Annotated in this window: 21 protein-coding genes; 4 read left to right on the forward strand and 17 right to left on the reverse strand. The window is 37.4% G+C overall.

Annotation, left to right across the window (positions count from 1 at the left end; genetic code table 11):
• Positions 1-22: 22 nt before the first annotated feature.
• Positions 23-778, reverse strand: coding sequence for a type I methionyl aminopeptidase (map, locus tag QGM71_RS09435; RefSeq protein ID WP_327607292.1), 756 nt, complete (start codon positions 776-778; stop codon positions 23-25).
• Between the two features lie 138 nt (positions 779-916).
• Here map and QGM71_RS09440 point away from each other — a divergent pair, with 138 nt between their 5' ends.
• Complete coding sequence (locus tag QGM71_RS09440) at positions 917-1642, forward strand: ABC transporter ATP-binding protein (protein ID WP_327607293.1); 726 nt, start codon at positions 917-919, stop codon at positions 1640-1642.
• Positions 1635-3272 carry a putative ABC transporter permease subunit gene (locus QGM71_RS09445; RefSeq protein WP_327607294.1) on the forward strand — a complete coding sequence of 546 codons (1638 nt, stop codon included), beginning with the start codon at positions 1635-1637 and terminating at the stop codon, positions 3270-3272. Before QGM71_RS09440 ends, QGM71_RS09445 begins: the two co-directional genes overlap by 8 nt.
• A 493-nt stretch (positions 3273-3765) precedes the next feature.
• Here the strand turns inward: QGM71_RS09445 and QGM71_RS09450 are convergent, their stop codons facing one another.
• The 6 genes from QGM71_RS09450 to QGM71_RS09475 form a co-directional block, all read right to left on the reverse strand.
• On the reverse strand, positions 3766-3882 hold the full coding sequence (locus QGM71_RS09450) for a YjcZ family sporulation protein (protein WP_327607295.1): 117 nt from the start codon (positions 3880-3882) through the stop codon (positions 3766-3768).
• An 89-nt stretch (positions 3883-3971) separates the two neighbouring features.
• Positions 3972-4730, reverse strand: a complete 759-nt coding sequence (locus QGM71_RS09455; protein WP_327607296.1) for a (S)-benzoin forming benzil reductase — start codon at positions 4728-4730, stop codon at positions 3972-3974.
• A gap of 64 nt (positions 4731-4794) precedes the next feature.
• Positions 4795-6165: a dipeptidase gene (locus QGM71_RS09460; RefSeq protein ID WP_327607297.1), complete on the reverse strand. Its 1371-nt coding sequence runs from the start codon at positions 6163-6165 to the stop codon at positions 4795-4797.
• Between the two features lie 747 nt (positions 6166-6912).
• Positions 6913-7374: an S-ribosylhomocysteine lyase gene (locus QGM71_RS09465; RefSeq protein ID WP_327607298.1), complete on the reverse strand. Its 462-nt coding sequence runs from the start codon at positions 7372-7374 to the stop codon at positions 6913-6915.
• 25 nt (positions 7375-7399) lie between these two features.
• Positions 7400-8056, reverse strand: coding sequence for a class I SAM-dependent DNA methyltransferase (locus tag QGM71_RS09470; RefSeq protein WP_327607299.1), 657 nt, complete (start codon positions 8054-8056; stop codon positions 7400-7402).
• Positions 8057-8205: 149 nt separating this feature from the next.
• A complete protein-coding gene (locus tag QGM71_RS09475) occupies positions 8206-8883 on the reverse strand; it encodes a YhcN/YlaJ family sporulation lipoprotein (RefSeq protein WP_327607300.1) in 678 nt (225 codons plus the stop codon).
• 167 nt (positions 8884-9050) lie between these two features.
• On the opposite strand from QGM71_RS09475, the gene QGM71_RS09480 reads away from it, so the two are divergent.
• Entirely contained in the window at positions 9051-9287 is a 237-nt protein-coding gene (locus tag QGM71_RS09480; RefSeq protein ID WP_327607301.1) for a YhdB family protein, read from the forward strand.
• A 58-nt stretch (positions 9288-9345) separates the two neighbouring features.
• On the opposite strand, the gene QGM71_RS09485 is transcribed toward QGM71_RS09480, so the two are convergent.
• The 10 genes from QGM71_RS09485 to QGM71_RS09530 all read right to left on the reverse strand — a co-directional run bounded on the left by QGM71_RS09485 (position 9346) and on the right by QGM71_RS09530 (position 22086).
• A complete protein-coding gene (locus QGM71_RS09485) occupies positions 9346-10485 on the reverse strand; it encodes an anti-sigma factor domain-containing protein (RefSeq protein ID WP_327607302.1) in 1140 nt (379 codons plus the stop codon).
• On the reverse strand, positions 10482-11207 hold the full coding sequence (gene sigI, locus QGM71_RS09490) for an RNA polymerase sigma factor SigI (protein WP_327607405.1): 726 nt from the start codon (positions 11205-11207) through the stop codon (positions 10482-10484). The genes QGM71_RS09485 and sigI overlap by 4 nt, the downstream gene beginning before the upstream one ends.
• Before the next feature lie 348 nt (positions 11208-11555).
• Positions 11556-12275, reverse strand: a complete 720-nt coding sequence (locus QGM71_RS09495) for a PRC-barrel domain-containing protein (protein ID WP_327607303.1) — start codon at positions 12273-12275, stop codon at positions 11556-11558.
• Between the two features lie 89 nt (positions 12276-12364).
• On the reverse strand, positions 12365-13177 hold the full coding sequence (locus QGM71_RS09500) for a S1C family serine protease (RefSeq protein ID WP_327607304.1): 813 nt from the start codon (positions 13175-13177) through the stop codon (positions 12365-12367).
• Between the two features lie 35 nt (positions 13178-13212).
• A complete protein-coding gene (locus QGM71_RS09505; protein WP_327607305.1) occupies positions 13213-15246 on the reverse strand; it encodes an ABC transporter ATP-binding protein in 2034 nt (677 codons plus the stop codon).
• The gene (locus QGM71_RS09510; protein WP_327607306.1) at positions 15246-16994 is read right to left on the reverse strand and encodes an ABC transporter ATP-binding protein; all 1749 of its coding nucleotides are present in this window, start codon (positions 16992-16994) and stop codon (positions 15246-15248) included. Before QGM71_RS09510 ends, QGM71_RS09505 begins: the two co-directional genes overlap by 1 nt.
• 414 nt (positions 16995-17408) lie before the next feature.
• The gene (locus tag QGM71_RS09515; protein ID WP_327607307.1) at positions 17409-18488 is read right to left on the reverse strand and encodes a multicopper oxidase domain-containing protein; all 1080 of its coding nucleotides are present in this window, start codon (positions 18486-18488) and stop codon (positions 17409-17411) included.
• 977 nt (positions 18489-19465) lie between these two features.
• Positions 19466-20026: a hypothetical protein gene (locus QGM71_RS09520; protein WP_327607308.1), complete on the reverse strand. Its 561-nt coding sequence runs from the start codon at positions 20024-20026 to the stop codon at positions 19466-19468.
• Between the two features lie 38 nt (positions 20027-20064).
• Positions 20065-21543 (reverse strand): cbb3-type cytochrome c oxidase subunit I, encoded by a 1479-nt coding sequence (locus tag QGM71_RS09525; protein ID WP_327607309.1) that lies wholly within the window; start codon positions 21541-21543, stop codon positions 20065-20067.
• An 18-nt stretch (positions 21544-21561) separates the two neighbouring features.
• Positions 21562-22086: a cupredoxin domain-containing protein gene (locus QGM71_RS09530; protein ID WP_327607310.1), complete on the reverse strand. Its 525-nt coding sequence runs from the start codon at positions 22084-22086 to the stop codon at positions 21562-21564.
• 983 nt (positions 22087-23069) lie between these two features.
• Between QGM71_RS09530 and QGM71_RS09535 the strand changes: the two genes are divergently transcribed.
• Positions 23070-23609 carry a beta-class carbonic anhydrase gene (locus QGM71_RS09535; RefSeq protein ID WP_327607406.1) on the forward strand — a complete coding sequence of 180 codons (540 nt, stop codon included), beginning with the start codon at positions 23070-23072 and terminating at the stop codon, positions 23607-23609.
• Positions 23610-23655: the final 46 nt, after the last annotated feature.

Here is a 23655-nt window from a genome sequence, read left to right on the forward strand (position 1 = left end):
CAACTCCTCTTCGCTAAGGATTTTAATCTCTATCCTGATCGGTAATCAGTAACGGGCCATCTCTAGTAATAACAATCGTATGTTCATATTGGGCAGAGCGACCTTTATCAATCGTTCGCGCTGTCCAATTATTATCGTCCATCTTGCTTTTCCAGCTGCCTTCATTAATCATAGGTTCAATGGTAACAACCATACCCTCTTTTAAGCGCAGCCCCTTATTAGGCAAGCCGAAATGCGGAATATGTGGTTCTTCATGAATAGTCGGTCCGATGCCATGGCCAGTAAAATCACGTACGACAGAGAAACCTTCTCCTTCTGCGTACTGTTGAATCGCATGACCAATATCACCGATTCGGTTTCCAACCTGCGCTTGCTCAATCCCTTTATAAAGAGAAGATTTCGTTACTTCCATGAGACGTTTTCCTTTTTCATCCATCGTTCCTACGGCATACGTCCATGCTGAATCAGCCAGACCACCATTTAAATTAACGACCATATCAATGGTTACCATATCTCCATCTTTCAATTTTTCTTCTCGTGGAAAACCGTGACAGATTTCATCATTTATTGATGCACAGATAGCGTAAGGATAACCACTGTATCCCTTTTGTTCTGGAGTTGCACCATGCTTTTCTAAAAACGCTTCAACAAATGTATCGATTTCCATTGTCGTAATACCTGGTTTAATCATCTTAGCTATCTCTTTATGACATTTGACCAGCAAATCTCCAGCTGCTTGCATTTGTTCTACTTCACGCTTACTTTTTCTGGTAATCATCTATTTTCTTCCTTTCTTCCATTCAGTACATTTCTTGTATGTTAAACTTACAGTAATAAAAAAACATAAATAAATCCCAATATAAAGTGTACCACAAACTATAATATTCATAAAAGCAAATAGAGATGAGGGAAATTCATGATTGAAATTAATAATGTCAGTAAAAACTTTCCAGGAAATAACAAAGCAATTGACGCACTAAACCTGACAATTCCGGATGGAAAAATAGTTGGATTTCTCGGACCGAACGGTGCAGGTAAATCCACCACTATCAAAATGATGACAGGTATCTTACCCCTTGATGGTGGAAGCATTGTACTTAATGGATTTGATATAGAAAAGAATCCACTCAAAGCTAAAAAGATCTTTGGATATGTACCTGACCAGCCTGACATGTTTCTGCGTTTAAAAGGAATCGAATATTTAAACTTTATAGCCGATATATTCGATGTTTCGAAAGAAGTTCGGCAAGAAAGAATTGAGATTTTAACCAAACAATTTGATATTTATAATGCATTGGAAGATTATATTCAGACCTACTCTCATGGTATGCGTCAAAAAGTTATTGTTACTGGTGTCTTGATTCATGATCCGGATATATGGATACTGGATGAACCATTAACAGGACTTGATCCCAAATCAGCATATATGTTGAAGGAAATGATGCGGGAACACGCAAATAAAGGCAATACTGTATTTTTCTCCAGTCATGGCCTGGAAGTAGTGGAACAATTATGTGACGAAGTGGCTATCATTAATAAAGGAAAACTTCTCTTTTATGGAACATTGCAGGAAATGCGGGAGTACTACCATTCTGATAAATCATTGGAGCAAGTATTCCTGGAGTTGACGAACGATGAATAAAACACTTACCCTCATTAAAACAATGTTGAAAATGCAGTATTCAAAAGCAGGTAAGACCAGTTCTCAGCTGTGGTTGTTTGTCATTCTTTTCCTATTTTTAATACCTATCCTTGCTTTATACATCGGCTTTATAAAGAATGTTATTGGAACTCTTTACGATGCACTTCAACCTATGGGACAGGAGTCGTTAATATTAGGCTTATTGTTTTTGTGTATTCATGTATTCTTATTTTTTATCAGTTTCTTTACTGTACTAAGCGCATTTTATTTTGCAGAGGATATTGAATCATTTATTCCATTCCCTTTTCAGCCATATCAGGTTTTACTAGGTAAATCCGCTAGTCCTTTTTTATACTTATATCTTATGACCAGCGCCATTTTTCTGCCAATCTTTTATTATTACGGAAGTGTAAGTGAAGCTTCTCTGCTATATTACCTTTTCGGATTAATTGTGTTCATCTTACTGCCAATCATACCTTTCAGTCTTGCTGCAATCTTGTTGATGTTTGGAATGCGGTTTGTAAACATCGCTAAAAACAAGGAACGTTCTAAAGTTATCGCAGGAATATCTACATTGGTGTTTATTATCCTGATAAATGTTTTTGTTCGCATGAACATGGACTCAGACGCCATAATGAGCAATATTGCAAGACTGATACAGGAAAAAGATGGTTTGCTCCAGATGGCTACATCTATATATCCGCCAGCATATTTCAGCACAAAAGCGCTAACTGAGACAGCTGGAATTGGAGGCTTCCTTTTCTTCCTTGCTCTCATTGGTATCAGCGCAGGAGTATTTTTCCTATTTATCTGGTTAGGACAATTGGTTTATTTGAAAGGTGTATTGGGTATAAACGCTGGCAGTAAGAGAAAGGTTACTGGAAAAAAAGTAAATAAACACATTACCAACCGTCCTGTCTGGTTCTCTTACATGTTAAAAGAGTTACGATTCATTTTTCGTACACCAACCTTTTTAATGCAGTGCGTCATTCAGAGTTTATTTGGACCAGTTTTTATTTTAATTATCCTTATGATGGATTCAAATTCTCTAACAGGATTGATGGATATGTTTTCTGAGAAAGAAAGTTTTCTTATTCTTTTTTTGGCAGCAATTATTATTTTAGGATCAAATGCAACTGCCATTACTTCCATTTCCCGTGAAGGTAAAAGCTGGCATACTAATTTATTTCTCCCTTTAGATCCAAAGCAAGTCTTTTTCAGTAAAATTGCTGCTGCATGGACAATCAATTTATTCACAATTGTACTGTTTATTGCTATTTTTGGTTTTCTGTTGAAGATTTCATTTAGTACGATACTGATATGGCTTGTACTTGTCCTGATAGCAAGCTGGTTTACAAGTAGTCTGGGAACTTACTTGGATTTCTTAAACCCTAAATTAAATTGGACGGATGAACAAGAAGTTTTTAAAGCCAGAATGATTAGTTTGATCGGCTTTTTAGTACAGGTTGGGATCTTTGGCGTTATTGTATTATTTCTATGGCAAGCTTATTTTATTGAAGGTTTATACAGCAGTTCCAGCCTGCTTCTTGTTTGTCTTATAATTTTCATTCTCATCTTGAACAAGCTTTTGAAAAATAAAATTAATAAAAATGATCATCAGCGTATATAGCTATTGAACAAAGGCGCAAGCGTCCGTAGGGACGTACGGACTGCGTCCGCGCATCGCGGGTGGGTCGACGTTGCCGCGCAAAGCGGCGTAGTTAGTCGATCTTCCATTGCCGCAGGAGATTCACTCCAAAGTATAAGATTCACTTAGACTTTCGCCATTCCTGGCGATAAGTCGAGTTCATCTAAAAGGAAACATGCCCCTTCATAGGGGTATGCCGACGTTGGGGCAAAGCCCGCTTTTAGTCGGCCTTCCTTATCCGTAGCGAATCGATGTTGAGTTAGATTACGGAGGTAACGGAAGTCTCGCTAGTCCCTGGGCGCTGGCCGATAAAAACGCCACGTCCTGTGGCTTCATCGGCACTAGGACGTCTTGTCCGTCGAAGCCGGACGTGGCTGTTTAAGTGTAAGAATTAATTGCTGCCAAAATTTTATACTTTCATTTCTTAAAATAGTAAAATGCAGAGGATAAACCCTCTGCATTTTCCATGCTTATTTTAATAATATCCAGCACCTGTATATGCAGTACCGATAATGATTAGCAAAATAAATAACACGACCAGGAGCGCAAACCCGGAACCGTGTCCAACTCCTGCCACCGCACCTTTACTCATCAAATTCCCTCCCCATCAAGCAGAATACTATACTTTATGCAGATAACTTTAATCGGGAAGGGCGTTTTAAAATTCTCTCTGTGTACAAATTAATAATAATCTTTTACGTTATAAATTTTTCCGCTTTCAAGACTTGTCTCATCAGTTAGAATGTCTACAAGAATTCCACCCACGTCATCCGTACCTTTTAACAAGTTGTTTTTCTTATATTTTCTAAATGTATCTACATCTGCAAACTCTTTTGGTGAGCTGGATCGAATTTTGTTCTGCATATCCGTATCCATAATACCTGGGCTAAAAGCAATCACTTTATTTCCTGTGTTTAATTCTGCCTGTTCCAGCGCAACCGTTTTCGTGTACATGTTAATACTGGCTTTTGAACTACAATATGCACTCCAACCGTACACAGGTCTCTCGGCGGCACCTGAAGTAATGGTTACACCAATAAACGGAACTTGCTTTTCCGTTGATTTCTTTAAGAACATATTCATTAAGACGATCGGAGCAATTGTATTTACTTGTATATGATAGGCTAAATCTTCACTCTTAATATTCATTGCCTGGTCAACTGGATCTATTACCGCGGCGTTATTCACTAAAAACAAGGTAGAAAGATCTTGAGAAGATAAGTCATTAATTATGTTAGTGAATGTATCCTCGATTGCCTTTAGGTCACCTAAATCGCAACTGTACTGCTGAAACGTAACATTATTTTTCTCGGCAGACTTAATTAGTGTTTCAGAACTACTTCTCGAAACACCAATGACATGTGTACCCTGATCCAGTAGTATTTTAGCGACCGATTCTCCCAATCCTCGTGAAACACCCGTTACAACTGCATATTTCATAGTAACCCTCCCTTAAATGAATGTACATTTACTAATCCTTACTCCTGCTAATTCATAATGGTATTTATCTCTCGTTCACTTTATTCCAATAATAAACCAATGTTTCCATCCCCTTATCAAAGCTATCTAATGGAAAGCTCTCATTAGGAGAATGTAAGCGGTCATCTGGTGTACCGAAGCCAAGGAGCACAATTGGCATGTTATAAATAGCTTCAATCCATTCAACAACTGGAATAGAACCACCCATTCTTACATAAACCGTTTCCTTACCAAATGCCTTTGTATAGCTGCTTGCTGCTTTTTGTATTAACGGATGATTTGGCTCTACTTTATAAGCTTTAGCTGATAGTTTTTCTTTCTTTACTTCGACCGTCACACCAGATGGAGCTGCTTTTATTACATGCTGCTTCAATAATTGCTGGATCTGATCAGGATCCTGCCCCGGAACCAATCTGCATGTAATCTTAGCGGTAGCAGAAGATGGAATAATCGTCTTCGTTCCTTCCCCTTGATAGCCACCATATATCCCATTAATTTCAAATGTAGGACGAGCCATCGTATGCTCTTTTGGTGTATATCCTTTTTCAGAGGCCGTATCTGTTACGCCGGTTGCTTGCGAATAATCTTCTCCTTGAACTTCCGCAATTAACTTTCTCTCTCCGTCTGTTAAGGGTTCTACATCATCATAGAAGCCGTCGACAGTAATGACTTCCTCTTCGTTTTTCATGGACGACAATATATGGTTTAAAGCCATGATAGGGTTTCTAATTGCACCTCCATACATACCAGAATGCAAATCATGATCCGGGCCCTGAACCGTGATTTCTATACCCGTAAACCCTTTTAAACCATAAAGAATAGTCGGTTGATTTTTAGCAACCATTCCTGAATCAGAAATCACAGCAAAATCAGCAGCAAATAATTCCTTTTTATCACGAAGGATAGTATAAAGATTTTCACTGCCAATTTCCTCTTCTCCTTCAATACATATCTTTACATTTAGGGGAAGTTTACCTTCCGTCTTCATATATGCTTCAAATACAGCCAGATGCATGAACACCTGCCCTTTATCATCACTGGAGCCACGGGCGTAAATGCGTCCGTCTCTTAATTCCGGTTCAAATGGGTTACTATCCCATAATTCAATAGGGTCCACAGGCTGCACATCATAATGACCATATAATAGTACTGTTTGCGCCTCTGATCCTGCCCCATTATATTCTGCATATACAAGTGGATGGCCACCCGTTTCTTGTTTCTCTACTTTCTCGAACCCAATATCATTTAAATATGTAACTATAAAATCAGCAGCCTCCTGCACATCATTTTTGTGTGCACTGTCTGTACTTACACTTGGAATAGACAAGAAGCTGTTTAATCTTTTCAGTAAAGCTTCACGATTTTCTTTTAAGTAAGCTAAGGCTTTTTCACTCATGGCCAATTCCTCCAATAGTTTGATTTACTATTTATTTTAGCATACTCCAATTGAGATGGGACAGTATGGGGATCTGTGCAGTCACCCTCCAGCAGTACTGAGAACATTTTTGGACAGGCTGTAAAGCACTCAGGATATGAGGTGGGTCAAATTCGATCAAAAACCAAAGATGTTAAAAGTTCAAGCATATTCCATTTCAAAAACAAAAGCGTGGGGCGACCGGTAGGGACGTACGGACTGCGCCCGCTCATCGCGGGTGGGTCGACGTTGCCGCTCAGAAGCGGCGTAGTTAGTCGATCTTCCAATGCCCACTGGAGATTCACTCCAGAGTATAAGATTCACTTAGACTTTCGCCATTTCGAATTGGTTTATGTTAAGTTAGATTAAGAAGAGGCCGAAATGGGCACTATGTGATGGGAACTGGCCGATGAAAACGCCCAAGTCCTTGAAAAAGAAAAGCACTTTGAATGGTAAGATGTATCTCACAGATGCTTTCGTTGTCCTGTGGCTTCATCGGCACTAGGTCGTCCTGGGACTGCCACTGCTCGTCCTACCGAAAACATTTGTCCGTTGTAGCTGGACTTGGCTAGATAGCTTAGTTTGCTATCCACAGGCAAAAAATTTATAGTTTCTTAGAACATGAAAAAGGGACAGCCTATGTAGCATATCCCCATATATTATACTGCTGATGAAAAATTCACTAAAGTCATCTGTATTCTATGATGAATACATTTTCGAATACTGTTTTTAAAAAACTTCACGCCAGCCATCTTTTTTGTCTAGCATGTCACGGGCGATAACTTTGGCACCCTCTAGGCTATGGTTTGCTGCCCAGCCACATTGGACTTCATTGCATGCCGGAACCTCCTCAGCCTTTAGAACGTCATGCAATGTTTTTTCCAAAGTATCCAGAATCTCTTCAAAATTATCATTATTTAAGATTGCCAAGTAAAAACCGGTCTGGCAGCCCATTGGTCCAATATCCAGTACGTTATCCATATGATTACGTATATTCTCAGCCATTAAATGTTCTATAGAATGAAGTCCTGCCATTTCCATATGCTCTTTGTTTGGTTGTTTAAATCTTACATCATACTTATAAACTTTATCTCCATTTATGCCTTCAGTTACCCCAACCAAGCGAACATATGGAGCTTTTACCTTCGTATGATCCAGATTAAAACTTTCAACGTTCATTTTTTTTGTCATTACTGACCACTCCCTTTTTATACTATTAGTTAGTTTTGGCACTTACACTTTTGATTGCTGTAACAAGCCAAACAAAATCATTCATTTGTTTAAATCTTACATCAAAATTGAATTTTATGAAAATATTTCGCAAAAATTCAATCGTTGGATAATATTCTCTTGCCAAGTCTTCAGCTAAATTATTATACCCCTTATCTTTAGCATTCTGAATAAATGCTTCCTTTACCTCCTCCGACTTAAACATGGTATCACCAAAGACAATTTTCCCACCTATTGGAAGTATATCAAAATAACGCTGGATAGCGGTTTCTTTTTCAACATCAGTTAAATGATGAAAAGCATAGGTACTTGTTATGGTATCGACTTGGTGTGGCAATTCAGGAAAAGAAAGAAAATCACCTTCCAGTAACTTTAAATTTGGAAGTTTTTTTGAAGCAACATCCCGCATGGATTTAGATGGTTCGATGCCGACCACTTGATGACCAGCTTGTAGCAGTTTCGTTGACAAATTACCAGTTCCTACTCCAAACTCCAGTACGACACCATTGGAATTTTCTGCAACAGCATTTAATATACTCTCATAATTTTCAAAAACCTCTCGATATTCTAGGTTATTACCTCCCACGCTCTCATCATAGGTTTTTGCCCAGTCTTCAAATATATCAATAAATTCTCGTCCCATATGATCACTCCATTTATTTGATTTATTCATAGTATAACACTATGTTTAATGTGAATTATATGTAAGTAGAACTTATTTGTTACTTATTTTTTACAAAAAAAGAGTGCTCAGGCTAACTGAGTCACTCGGCGTTACATCATATATTTATATTATCTGTTTTGAGGAAAAATACGTTCGATCATATTACCGATTTGATCAAAGAAGCCTTCCACTGGTTGTCCTCTGTTTACATCATCTGCATAGTTATTTGTTAAATCGAAAAAATCCGGGTTTGTTGATACAAATACATTATCAATATCTTCATCGACAGATTTTACGATATCTGCTATCTCGTCCTTTACTTCATCACTAAGCTCATCGTCAAATCTTTCATTATTATTCTGGTTGTTAATATTGCCCATGTTTCCAGTGTTATTCTGAGTATTTCTGCCTGCATTGTTGTCAGTATCGCTACGGTCGTTTCGAGCATTACGGTCAATGTCTAATCCAGCGGCAACATAAGCATTATTATTTGTTGTAAGTACATATGCACGTTCAACTTCATCTACTTCATCCGTAATTCTGTCTGCAGCCTCTTCTGCAACATGATACTGATCATTTCTCTGATTCATGTTCTGACCACGCTCTTGCTCTCTTTCTGAAGTTCTTCTCATGTTGTAATCCCGATTATTATTCATACCTTCTCCAGTATTATTAAACCGTGTCGGTTCAACATTGTTCCTGCCAGTTGCTCCTTCTTGGTTATTGTCATCTACATTTGCACATGCTCCCAGCGCTGTAACCAGTAACAATAGTACACTTATTAATTTTAATTTCATTATTTTCATTGAGTGATTCCTCCTTTATTATTTTGATTTTAGTATGTATCAGATTAATTTTATTATGCTTTAGTAAGTTAAACCTTTTTATGGTAATTGCACCATTTTTGTCTCAGACAATATATATAAATAACGGGAATGCTATAAACAACCCTTTACATCTAAGGAGGGGAGACATGGATATTCCGGATTATGATAAAGCATTGTATTTTACACTTTGGGGACAATGGGATGATTTGCTCGTTTTAATGGTAAGAACAAACGATGATATGTTATCAAAAAAAATCCAGCTTTTTTTACACGCTTACAACTATTCATTAGATCAAACAAAAATAATGACTTCCCACGACAACCTTCTTTACTATTTGGATCACGCAATGAAATACCAACCATCACTTGCAATGGAAATATAAAAAGAGGCTGTCCCTAAACCTTTACGGTCGGGACAGCCTCTTGTATATTACTGCAGTTTTAGTTTTGGCCTTTGTTTCCATTATTATTGTTTCGGGAATCTTTTCCTTTTCCATTATTCTTGTTGTTCTTATTATCTTTATTATTTTTAACGTCTTTTCCTTTGTAATTACCTTTTGATTTCTGATCCACTTTACTGTCGGTGGGGGTTTTTTTTTGATTATGTTTATTGTTGTTGGATTTCTGGGTACTTTTGGGATTGGAGTTTACTTTTCCATTTTCACCCTTCAATTCGCTCGGATGTTTCTTATAATCATCTTGTATCTCACTATTTTTTTTATCACTTTTTGGCAAAGAACCCTTATTTTTAACCGGAGCAGTTTCTGTGTCATAATTAACCTCATTCTGTGGCTTTTCTTCCAGTTGCAATTCATTTTCAGGATGATTTTTATTTTCAGTATTATAAAAAGAATTAATAATTGCTTTCTCATCATCATTCACTGAATTGTTTTCCTCAACTTCATGCACAGAGTTGTTGTTCCCGTTAATTGCCTCGGCCATAACTTCATTCATTGATTTATTACTTTCTTCTGCTGTCTTTCTAACGTTTAGTGGCACAGTAAATGTTGCAATTCCCCAATCCGATTCTTTCATGAGAAAATAATCCTCGAGGTTTTCAATTATAGAGTCTTTTTCTCTTTTATCTGTAACATAGCTGACTCCAATCAACATATTTTTATCATAATTTATTAACCCAGTTTCTTCGCTTTTATTCATAATCATTTCAATAACCACTTCTAGTTTTTCTTGTTTTATATTTTTTAATTGACTGATGATGAGGGTCGCATCCTCATTTAATGAACGAATAGACTGGACGATTAATTTATCATCAATTTCCAGTTCAACACTCGGGTTAATATCAATATTCACATAGGCATATGTGCTACTGTTCCCCCATGTTAAATAAAAAGGTAGAAATAGGATGAACAAAATACATGCCATAGAGATCACTCGAACAGGTACATTCATCTTCTTCCAGGGATAATAAAATAATGCGCCTTTATTTGTTTCTAGTGGTACATAAGAGACCTCTGCACCCACGGAAGCGTTCCTGATAGGTTTGACTTTTTTAAACGCACCGTCTGGCGTCAGAATAATACTATATTGACGACCCTGCTCCATGATTATTCCTTTTTTCACTGACCCACCTCCTTAAGGTAATCGTTAAGGTAAATATATTCCTCACTGAATACGATAAATAGTGCTAAAATAAACTTTCGATTGCGTTCCAGCGTTTTCTTGCTGACATCCACAAGCTTCAATAAATCACGAATTGGAAGTTTTTTCTTTTGTTGAACAAATTCCTTTAATTTCGGATCCTCAAACAAGATCCTTGCAGTACGTACAGCAGAATCACGGGCATCCTTGTGTTTTGGTGAGGCTTCAGTCAGCTCTACTAAGGTCAACTTATATTCTTTAAGTTTCTCTTTGAAATCCATAATTTCTTCTTTACGATTCCAGGCGTCCTGTTCCTGCTGGTACTTTTCCTTTACAGCAGCAATTTCCAGCGGATTCTCCATTTGTTCTGCATTATAACTTTCATCCAGGGATACAGGCGTGGGCCTTTTTTGGGTATAACGGATATAATCGATTACTTTTCTTTTTATGACAAGTTTAGCGAACGATAAGAAAGAGCTTCCTCTTTCGGCAGAATAAGCAAGAATTGCTTCATTAAATGCAAATAAGCCAATACTGAATTCATCGTCCCTTTTAGGATCAATATAGCGTTTGCATACCTCAGAAACACACTTTGCAATAAAGGGCTGATATGTTTTTAGTAGATAATTTTGAGTATGATGGTCACCCTGCTGCGCCGCGGTTACCATCTCTTCAAGAGGGGTGTCTTTTAACGGCTTAATCATCAGCAACCTGAAGCACCCCCAGCCATTATAGAATACGATTTATTTTTATCATTTTTGGGTGTAGTTAGTAAGTATTTAGTTTCTTTATTATCACATTTAAGATTTTTTATATATATCACGATGCATTCACCATCTTTATAAGTTATATTATAAATCATTTATTTTCTTAGTCTGCTTAATCTTAACGCACCGCGGTAATCGTTTCTATCTCAAATCAGTTACAATTTGTTTAAGTAATAGTTACTCCCTTTCTCCATTGTGTAATATTACCAGGTTTACACTTTTTACTAACACGAAAGTCCTCTAGCATAAAGATACTAGAGGTCCCTGCATTTAGCCCGAAACCCGTCATAGACTAGCAATAACTTCTTCTTTTGTTTTGTATAATTTCCTGTGCTTAACTGCTTCCATTAAGTCAGTCACATAAATATCTTTTTCATACCAATCAACTGATTCAATATCATCTGGGGTGTATATAATATATTCTTCTTCAACTATACTTTCACTATATTGCACAATTATATAGCGTATCTTCCAGTATTCTGAATCATAAATCATATCAGCTACTTTGCCGATTTTCCCGTCATCAGCATGTACTTTGAAGTCAATTGTTTCTTCTTCACTTCGCAAGTCATATTCTTGCTGTGTTTCCAATTGCTGATCGTACAGGAGCGGATCTTCCCCTCCCGTATCACTTCCAAAATGGGTTAAGGGGCGATCTTCTGGTCCCCAGAGCATATTACCCATCCAATATCTGCTCCAGCCGTAATAGCCTACCAGCGAATTTTCAATATCTTTTGAGATAGCTTTCTCTTCCGGTATGGAAGGACTATTACGTATCGCTTCTTTGGTAAATTTCACTTCCAGGTTTTCATCATTTTCATTCAGAGTGACGAATGAGGTGGGGGACAGTAATACTCGTCTGCCTGGCAGCCACTTTCTTGTATCAACTATCGCATAGCGTATAGCCCATTTTTTATCATCAAAGTATAAATCTTTTATCTTTCCCATTTCACCGTCAATTGCATTGATATTGTACGTTTTTAATTTAGATGTAAGGTATAACAAGTAACTCGCCTCCTCATGACGTTTTACTCTATAAATACCCCATTCGCCGCTTTCTGAAACAATAGGAGGTTCTAATTAAACACAGGTGTTTATTGGTACTTATAATAATAATCAATTGGTACAAATAACCCTACTTTTCCATATTCATTATGATTTAATGTTGCAAATATAACACCTATTACTTCGCCATTATTATTTATAATCGGGCTGCCACTGTTGCCACGATAAACAGGTGCTTTTATCATTAATACTTCCTCTTCCCAGCTGGAAAGTCCGGTATAACCAATAATAGACCCTTCATTAGCTATGCCGCTAAACTGCAAAGGATTACCAATAAAATTAATGGCTTCATTCGGCTCAAAAGTTGTTTCTTCCGCTAACGGTAAATACGGCAAGTCTTCAGCATCTGACTTTAGTACAGCTAAATCGATCGAAGGATATACTTCAACTACATCTGCAGAAAATAATCCATGATCAGGGAATGCTACTGTAACTGTTTCTTCACCTTCTATGACATGATGATTCGTTAGAATAGTTCCGTTTTCATTAATAGCAAACCCAGTTCCTCTTCCATCTTCTGTCTCAACGACAACCACTGCTTTTTTGAATTCCTTTATGTCATCCTGTGTTGATAGCTTTGCTGATGTTATTAAAAAATCAATGGCAGGAATAGAAAATGTTTGGGGAATTAATGCAAAAACATTAAAAAACATAGCAAAGGCGATGAGCCAGAAAGCCCATTTAGGGAATGGGCGCTTTGGTTTGGGATTCTCCTCAAGCCGAGCTCTGGCTAACGCTTTCTTTCGTTCCTCTTCAACAAGCTCATACAGCTCTTCATCATCAAATTCTTCATATAAATCTTCGTCTATTATATCATGTCCGTTTCGTTCCTTATTGTCCATAAGTCACCACCCCGCACTAAAATCATGGTCCGCTTTTAAACAGCTTTACTTTTTAATTTACCCTGCTGCATTTGATACATCTGGTAATACAAACCTTTCTCATCAATTAGTTCAGTATGATTACCCTGTTCTTTTATAGTACCATGATCAAGTACGAAAATAATATCAGCTTGCTGAATCGTTGATAATCGATGAGCGATTACCAGGGTTGTTCTCCCTTCCTTCAATACTTCCAATGCCCTCTGAATAATACTTTCTGTCTCTGTATCAATATTTGCTGTTGCTTCATCCAGTATAAGAATTGCCGGATCAAAGGCAAGGGCGCGTGCAAAGGATAATAATTGTCTTTCGCCTAATGAGAATGTACTTCCACCTTCTGTCACCTTTTCATCATATTTATTTGGAAGTTTTTCAATAAAACGATCAGCGCCTACCGCTTTTAATGCGTGGATTGCATGTTCACGGCTAATAGTAGGATCATTCATAGTAACATTTGAAATAATAGTCCCTGAAAAGAGGAATGGATCCTGTAAAACAATCCCCATATGACTTCTTACTTGTTGCCTTGACCATTCCTTTGTATGATACCCATCAATCGTAATTTCTCCTTTCTGCGGATCGTAAAAACGGAATAAAAGATTCATGATCGAGCTTTTTCCTGATCCGGTATGACCTACGAAGGCAGCTGTCTGACCAGCCCCAACAGTAAACGACATATCATTTAATACAATGTCCTTATCATTGTAGGCAAATGTAACATGGTCAAATACAATATTTCCCCGGTACTTACTCACTTTGTCATTGACCACATCTTCGCCATCGTGATCCATTAATTCAAATACACGGTTTCCCGCAACTCTGGCCTGCTCAATTAATGGCAGTTGATTAACAATGTCCGTTACAGGTTCGAACAGTCGTGTAAGATAATCAACAATAGCATAAAGCATCCCAATGGAAATAATACTGCCCGGCTCCAATGAGAAGGAGCCAAAGTACCAGATAAATCCTACAAACGCTAAATTCCGGAATACAGTAACCAAGTTATACAAGGTTAATGCACTTAGCTTTACCAGCTTGCGCTGATATGTGAAATGGCGCTCATTTAACAGTTCGAATTCTTCTTTGGTTTTCTTTTCTCTATGGAATGCCTGAATTATTGGCATACCCTGTACCGCTTCATTAATATTTCCATTAATTTCACTAATAGTAGAACGAATGACTGTATTATATTTTGTTCCAAAGTACTTATATGCCTTCATCCAACCAATAATTAATGGAATGATTAACAAACACATCAGCCCAAGCTTAGCGTCCAGTATAAAAAGCGCAATAAATATTCCACCCATATAGATAATGCTAGTGAATACGATGGAAAGCACTCTTTCATACAGGTCGCGAATCGCTTCTGTATCATTGGTAATGCGGGCTACGATTTTCCCAGCCGGCTGATCAACATAGTAGTTTATAGGGATCCGCTGTGTATGGGCAAATAAATCGTTCCGCATTTTCTTAACAATTTGATTGGATGATTTCTGTAATAAAAATGTTTGATAAAATTGAAAAAAGCCAGCAATAATCAGCAAAATCATGTATAAACTTAATAGCATTAAAATAGGCCTCTGTTCTGGTTTGAAAAATGGGTAAACTTCATTCAGGACAAGTTGTTCACCTTCAACTGTTACAGTTTTATCGGCAGTTTGTATTGTAATAATGCCATTTTCCACACTCCGTTTACCTTGTAAGGGAACATTTTCATTAATAAAATAATAAGCTGTACCTATTTGAAAAATAGTAACCTCGTCACCCATTATCTCATCTTCTCCAGTTATCCGATCAGATCTTTTATAAAACGCTTCCTGGTAGGGTACTGTATATTTATCCTGTTCATCCATAACTTCCTGCCAATTACCTTCAATACCTAGAATATGCTCATCAATAACTGTCTTTGCAATTAACGGCCCAGCCAGTTCCAGAGTCACAGCAATAACTAAGCATGCAAGCCCTATAAGAATCCCTTTTTTAAAATGTAGGGCATAGTGGAAAAGTCTTTTTTCTGTAGATAGTTTCATTAGTTGGTCACCTCCCCTTCTTCGAGCTGTTGCTGACTATATTGTTCGCTGTACCAACCATTCAGCTTAATCAGTCCTTCATGTGTACCCTCTTCTAAAATCCTTCCATCTTCTAATACGATAATGTGATCCGCATGGGTAACTGCTGAAAGACGATGTGCGGCAATAAACGTCGTTTTATTTTTACGTTCCTTTCTTAAATGTTCAATAATTCTTGCTTCCGTCTTTCCGTCAACAGCTGACATAGAATCATCTAATATAAGAATTTCCGGATCCTTAATAAACGCTCTGGCCAATGCTACTCGCTGCTTTTGTCCGCCGGATAACGTAACACCACTTTCACCTACTTCTGTATCCAGTCCGTTTGGCAACTGCTTCATGTCATCTAAGAAATGTGCCAACTCCATTACACGGAAGATTTCCTTATCTGTTGCATCCGATTTTCCAAATTGGATATTCTCACGTATTGATTTGGAAAACATCATTTGATCTTGTGGTACATAACCAATCCAGGACCTTATTTGTTCTAATCTAATTTCTTCTAAATTTACCCCGGATATTTTAAACTTACCCTTCATTCCTGCGTATTGTCTGAGCATCAGTTTAAATAAAGTCGTTTTACCCGCTCCTGTTTTACCGACAACTCCAATTGTCTGCCCGCGTTTTACATTTAAATAAATATTCTCCAATTGATTGTTTTTCGTTGAAGGATATGTAAAAGAGACATTTTCAAGTTGGAGCGAATCCACATGTTGTACTTCTATTATCTTTTCTGCATTTTTAACATCAGCCTCATAATCCAGAGTCTGATTCACTCTGTCTAAAGAGGCATTACCCCGCTGCAGAATGTTGATCAGCTCTCCAACAGCAAACATTGGCCAGATTAACATACCCAGATAGACATTAAATGTAACCAAATCTCCAAGGGTCAATTTATTTTCGAATACGAGTAAAGCTCCATACCCCAGTCCTATCGTGTAAGAAAGACCGACAAGAATTTTCATGGTTGGTTCAAACAACGCATCAATTTTGGCAACCTCGATATTCTTTTGATAAACATCATCGGTCATTTTTTCGAATCGGATTGCATCCTGTTTCTCCTGAACAAACGCACGAATTACTCTTACACCCCGAATGGATTCCAGAACCTCGTTATTCATTTCTCCAAAAGCTGCTTGTGCCTTCGTAAAACGGGCATGAATAGCAGCACCATATTTATTCATTACCACTGCCATGACTGGTAATGGTATTAACGCAGCAAGTGTTAATTGCCAGCTGATGGTAAATCCCATAACTGCTACTATCATAAGCATGAAGATACTGGAGTCAACCAGGGTCAAAACGCCAAAGCCAGCGGTAAGACTAATCGCTTTCAGGTCATTAGTAGCTCTCGCCATCAGGTCACCAGTACGATATTTTCCAAAAAACATTGGTGTCATTTTAAGGAAATGATCCATCAAACGGCTTCGAATCCATTTCTCCAGCAGTACTGCTCCTCCGAAAAGTGTATAATCCCATAAAAATGAAATTGCATAGTGTACAACCAGTAATACGAGATAACCTAAAATCAGGGATACTAACAGTTGCATCGTAAACGTTTCAAATTGGATGTGGTCAATAGAGTACCCAATTAGCTTTGGTGGGACCAAGCCGATCGCACTTGCTATAATCAACGCAATAATAGCGAATAAATACCTTTTCCAGTAATGTTTGAAAAACCAATTTAATTTCTTGAACACCTCAAACATTTAATCACCTTTTTTCTCTGTAAATTTCTCTAAACACAAAAAAATGCATACGTCTACGCCGACGCATGCATTTAAATAACAGGTTTCATTTTACACATAAACCTGCCCTGTAAATAACAAAAAGGCCACAGACAGATGTGGCCTTGAAATGTATAAAACGAGTGATTATAAATGTTACATGAATATAATCCTGCTATTTACGGTAAAGGCCACAGTAACTATTAAATTATTATTTCGCACACAATTAATGATTTGCATAGTAGTGACCTCCTCTCGATTTAGATTCTCAATTATTATAGTGTTTAGATAATTATAAGTCAACCATTTTTTAACTATTTAATTTTTTTCCTTCGCTCACTTCTTTTAAAGTAAAAGCCTGACAGTTTTAATAGCTGTCAGGCTCGATCTTACTTTTTAGTGACCACTAACTTCTGAACCATCATCCAACCCATCAGCAGTTACTTTAATAAAACCTACTGCTCCTTTTGTTGCATGGTTGAATTGATGTGTTACAAATGGGTAAAGCCCTTCTTCTTTAACTGTAAACTCTACTACTGCTCCGCCACTAGCTGGCAGCATCACTGTTTGCATTCCTTCAAAATGATTAGCAGGGTTTCCATCGATATATACATCATCAAAGATGGTTCCAACAACGTGGAAGCTGCTTACTTCATTTGGTCCTACATTGTTTATATAGATACGAACTTTATCGCCCACCTTAGCAAGTAAAGGTTCATCCTTAACAGCAGTTACAGTACCATTTGTGTTCGGCTGACCTTCATGTAATGCCTTTGTTGAGAACACTACTTGTGAAGGTACATTGTTGGTCATATCGTCTAAATCATTGTATCTGTACCATTCATTTTGAATAACAACATATTCTTTATCCACTTCATTATCCGTTGGGTAACCTTCATCTGGCTGAACAATAATTACCCCGTGCATACCGTTAGCAATGTGAGATAATATAGGATCAGTTCCACAGTGGTACATGAATACACCTGGTTTTGTAGCTTGATAAGAAAACGTTCCTTCTTCGTTCGGTCCTACGTCAGCAAAGCCTTTATCCGGAGCAGTGTGTACTGCGTGAAAGTCCATACTGTGTGGAATTGCAGGATCCATATTATCCATTGTGAAATGTATGGTGTCCCCTTCATTTACTACAACTAGTGGACCAGGAGCTTCTCCATTAAACGTCCATGCTTTATACACATATCCTTCTTCGATTTCAATATCTGTAATTTGAGATGTCATTTTAACATAGACATCTGTGCCGTCACGTTCCATTTCTACTGGTACAGGCTCTTGATTCAAATCTTTATGTGGTGCAATCACTTCAGACTCTTTCTTCTCTGCATTTACTGTTTCAACCGTGTTTTCCATATCAAGAGATTCCTCAGATTGAGCGTCCTTTGTAACATCTCCGCATGCAGATAACAATAGAACACTTATACTCATACCTACAACTAGACCATAACTTAACTTTTTAAACATTCTGCTCACCTCTTATTATTATTTAATAGTAGATAAGTTCAAAAGTCCTCCACCCAATCAGTGAACTGGTCTGCGGTTAAGTCTTTGTCATCTGCTTGACTGAATGGTTATCTTATCTCTTGACTTAAGTATAGTCTGTAAGCACTAGCCTACACGTGATATAAATCACATCTAACATGCTCATTTGTGAACAATATTTGTCTGATGTAAATATAGTAAAAACTATTGCAACAGTGTTAATACAGAGTATTAATTATAAAAATGTATGTGATTTTTTCACATGTTAAATATCCATATTATGTTATTTAATGAAACTAAAGGTTTATAGTTAGTTACAAGAGAAATTAGTAATACCTCTCTCGTATTTAGGCTCTTTTCATACGTATTATTTTTTTAATTCTCATACTTGATATAAAAGGCGAAGTAATGAAAGTTTAAATTCTGCTGTTATTGAGTGTGGCTTTCTCATTTCACTGCGGAAATACACTTCGCTAGTGTTGTGCTCTGTTATATATTTATCTCTAACTTAAATTCATAAATTTTCGCTTTTTGTGATTGTTGACTGGAGCGGAGGGCAGTCGACTCCTGCAGGAACAGCACGTGTCTGAAGACCCCACAGCGGTGGTTTGTGGGGATGGAAGGCTAAAAACGCGACGTCCTGTCGCAACGCCTTCATGACTAACATCCTGTTAGCCCGAGGCTGAAGCCGTGCCCTGCGGCAAAGAAAACACTGCAAAGCGAATGAAATGAAGCTGAGCAGATGTTGCACTTGTACCCGGAGTGGTGAAAGCGACTGCCCGGAGCGGAAATCAACATTGCAGTTACTTCGTCTTATATAGAGCTTGTGTCAAAAACAACATTTCTTTTCGGTGGGGCGAGTAACTTCAAAGTGCATCACTGATATTAGTACCGAGTTTTCTCAGGTACAGGTACAGTGCAAGATCTTATAAATACAGCCTGTATTTAAAAGAATAAATCTATGATTTCACCTCTGATTGATCGGTAAACACTACCTGCACCAAATAGATGATCATTGCGGCTGTCAGTATTAGCAGGGCCCATCCCAGCGCCCGCTGCTGCACTAACAGATAATTATTACAAATCTGGATTGGGGTATCGATATACAACCATGCCATTAATCCGAACATAGGTAAGTAGTTCAAATAAACGAAACTTTTAGCTAATGAATGGAGTTTATGCCAGCTATCACGTAGTGGGATACCTACTAGCAGAGGTAGACCGGCAAATTTAAATAACTGAATATACAATACAGTAAGTGACTCATCCAGTGCACGTGGAAGCATCCAGTACATTGATATAAAAACAACAAGTACAATGCCTGGAATGCCGTTAGCATTCCATTTATCAAAAAAACCTTTATACTTTATGATTACTTTCTTTCCAATCAACCATCCAACCAGTATTAACATTGGTAATTGAACTAGCATATGCAGTACCATAATTGATTCCATATAAACCGATACAGAGGGGATAAGTAATATAATATACAAGAATATACCAATCGACGTCTGCTTCAAATTGCTCCCCCCATTTTTCTATTAAATATCTGTTTTATCTAGGCAAGCTTCTTACCTTTATATACATTATCAGTTTTATTCCTCTTTCCAATATAGCGAATGAAATGAAGAATAAAAACAGCTAACGAAAATACAGCCAGTGCCCCTGCTGCAGCACCAAAATTTGCAGGTGCCATCCACTCTGGAAAATGAGTTGCCCATCTTCTTGGTGTGCTCAGCGCGCCTGAAACAAGGAAGGACCCACTAACACCAATAATAGCTGCTGTATAACCGATGAATGCTAGTTTATCAATAAGTGTTGTTGTTATATTACTATCCTCCTTTGCGATGTAATACATAAAGCCGAATATCATTGCACAAGCTCCAAGGCCCATATACATATGGAAATGCCCTGGTACCCACTTTGTATTGTGCATCACATGATTTACGACAATAGTCGCATCAACTATTGCCGGCACAACTCCAACTACCCAACCGAACATCGACAGAAAAATTAACCCTGAACCCATATCCCATTTGATTCCTGATTTATAAACAATCATCAATGCCCCATAGGCTGTAATTACGAGTACAGGCAGACCGTTTGCATAGGAGAGAACCTGACCCATAATTAGCATCCATTTCGGCATAGCAGTATCCATTAACATATGATGCGTATATATAACAAGTGTAAATACTGTTGACATTGTCCAGGCAATTAAAAATGGCTTATTTACCTTCCATGGACGATTTGTATACTTTGACAATATTTCATAAACAGCTATTACACCCATATAAATTATAGAATTAGCAAAAATATGCCCAAATGCAAAGGTCAGATTTTTTGCTAAAAGTGGGTCAAAAGTAAATGCCGGATTTATTACATTGATAACATTCATAATCAATACTATAGCTCCTGCAGTTAAAGCGCTTACGTTTACAATCGTAACCATTGTACTTGCGACAACAGTACTCGGTGGGGAATCCTTCTCTGCTTTTTTCCCAGAAATTACATCCCATCCCAATCCTTTAGAAAGGCTTCCATACTTTCTAATAATTGCTCTACCCGTATCTAAAAATAAAAGTAGAAAACCAATACCAAGGATTAACATTCCGAATAAATATAACAATGCTCCCGTTGTACCCCAGGCATTACCTGAAAGTGCCGGCAAGGGATAAAGGAAGGTCCAGGCACTAGCATATTCAAAAGAGAAAACGCCAATGATTACCATAAGAACTCCAATCGTAAATAAAACTAAATTCCATAAGAAAACTTTCGTTGATAACTCTACATATTTCCGTAAGAAATACCACATTACAGAAGACGCTGCTAATGCTGAAGCTCCAATCATTCCTGTGCCATGAATCGTCAAAAATTGATAGAAAGATGCAGGCGGTAAATTCAAAACGCCCCCTTGGGCCAACAGCATTAATATCCCAAAAATCATCATTACTAAAATTACAATTCCTCCAAAAGATAAATATGTAACGATGAGATTATTACTTGATCTTGAAATCTTTTGTTTCATGGTATCCATATAGTTCCCCCCCCTAAGTTAATCCGTTACCTCTATTTCCATAACCATTAAATGATGTGCTAACCCACAATACTCCATACATAGAATTTTATATGTCCCAGGCTGTTCAAATGTTATATATACTTTATTCGTATACTCAGGCATAGCCTGTGTTTGTGCTATTAAATTTAAATTCTTATCATAAATTCCAAATCCATGAGTAACATCAGCACTCGTTACATGGAACTCAATTGGCTCCCCTGTTTTAAATTGAGTTTCACTTATATTCCAGCCAAACTGCAATGCCTCTACATCAACAATCTCCGGTTCACGGCCCTCCCCATATGCTGGTTGATTATATGGCAGGTCTCTAAGTGTGTAAATGGTAATTATTAAAAAGAAAATGATAAGTGCAGATCCATAAAATGTACGGGCCTTGTACCATTTCTTCTTAATCGGCTCATAATCTTTTTTCTCTGTTGAATTCATTGCGACAAATGCAAATACAGCAGTCACAATTAACATAAAGAACAAACTTGTAACCCACGCTGCTGTTTGAACCATAAAAATACCCCCTTTATTCTAATATCCAGTACGGTATTAGTTAAAGAAAGCATACGTAAAATCATGAGTGCAGCCAGTGACCAAAGTCACAAATAAGCCATATATAAGTTATTTTATTTATCATAGTTATTACTATTAATATAAGGGAAAGTTAACAGGGCACGTATAACTCTGCCTCCAAGTCATTGTGTGCCCTATTATCAATTTATAATTATTAATACAAAAAAAAGAGAAAAACTCATTTACATTCAGAGTTTCTCTTTTAGTTAAACACCTGCATTATTCTTAAGGCTGAGACCTAGATTAACCATGTTTTCAACTTTTTCACAAGAAACATTGGTAGAGAGGGAAATTTCTTCAACAGATACATGCGGATTTTTTCTAATAAGACTTCTAACTCTGTCACTTTCCACAAGACACGTTGAGCACATCATAAATGGACTTGTTTCCATCGGCTCTTTACACAGTCGACAATTTCGAACAAATTCTCCCATTAATCTCACCCTTTATAATGTTATTTCCTTCATAATACACCATTCCACATGACCAGACAATCTAATTTTCTGATTTTTTGAAAAATGAGTCGATAGTCACGCAGCCTGTTTTTTGGGGGTTCAATTACAATTGTAATTTATTATTTTAAGTAAATTTTTTATTAAGAGGGAGATGAAGGCCTTTCGAAAGTGAAAATAAATGATACTCTTAGAAAATATGAACTGTTTTAGTTGTGTGAGGAATTTTCGCTGAACCAAAACGTCGTGTTTGACGAAACTGCACATGTCCGAAGCCCCCGAAAGAAACATTCTTTGCTGCTGGAGAGGCTGAAGCCGTACCCCACGGAAAGCGAAGTATGCTACCGTAGTGAATCCAATTACTCAACTTTTTTTAGATAATAATGTACATTAAGGTCCAAAAACGTTATATTTTTAGATAAAGAATTTTATTTAGAATTAGAGGAGTTGAAAGATGTGTATATAGATGAAATGCTGAATTATAACAAACAATTTGTTGAAGGTAAAGCGTACGAAACATATAAAACCGGAAGTATACCAAACAAACGAATGGTTATTTTTACTTGTATGGAATCACGCTTAGTAGAGTTACTTCCCAAGTCTTTAAATATCCAAAATGGGGATGTTAAGATGGTTAAAAATGCTGGGGCGATCATTCGCAAACCTTTCGATAGTATAATGAAAAGTATCCTCGTAGCTGTATACGAGCTGGAAGCCAAAGAAGTTACAGTTATCGGGCACCATGACTGTGGCATGTCTCATGTTGACCCAAGTGCATTAGTTGAGAAGATGGCAAATCGGGGAATATCACAAGAAACATTACATGCACTTACCCATGCAGGTATTGATTTTCAGGATGAATTTCACGGTTTCGATACCGTAGAAGAATCTGTAGAGCAAAGTGTTGCTATTATCCGCAATCACCCCCTTCTCCCCCCTGAAGTTAAAGTACATGGTTTAGTTATTGATCCTGGTACTGGTAAAGTCGATGTGGTAACAAAGGATAACTAAGAATAACAGAGAACTACTACATGCGTACATGTGGTAGTTTTTTTGT

This window comes from Virgibacillus tibetensis, assembly GCF_036026595.1.
Classification (GTDB): domain Bacteria; phylum Bacillota; class Bacilli; order Bacillales; family Amphibacillaceae; genus Virgibacillus_P; species Virgibacillus_P tibetensis.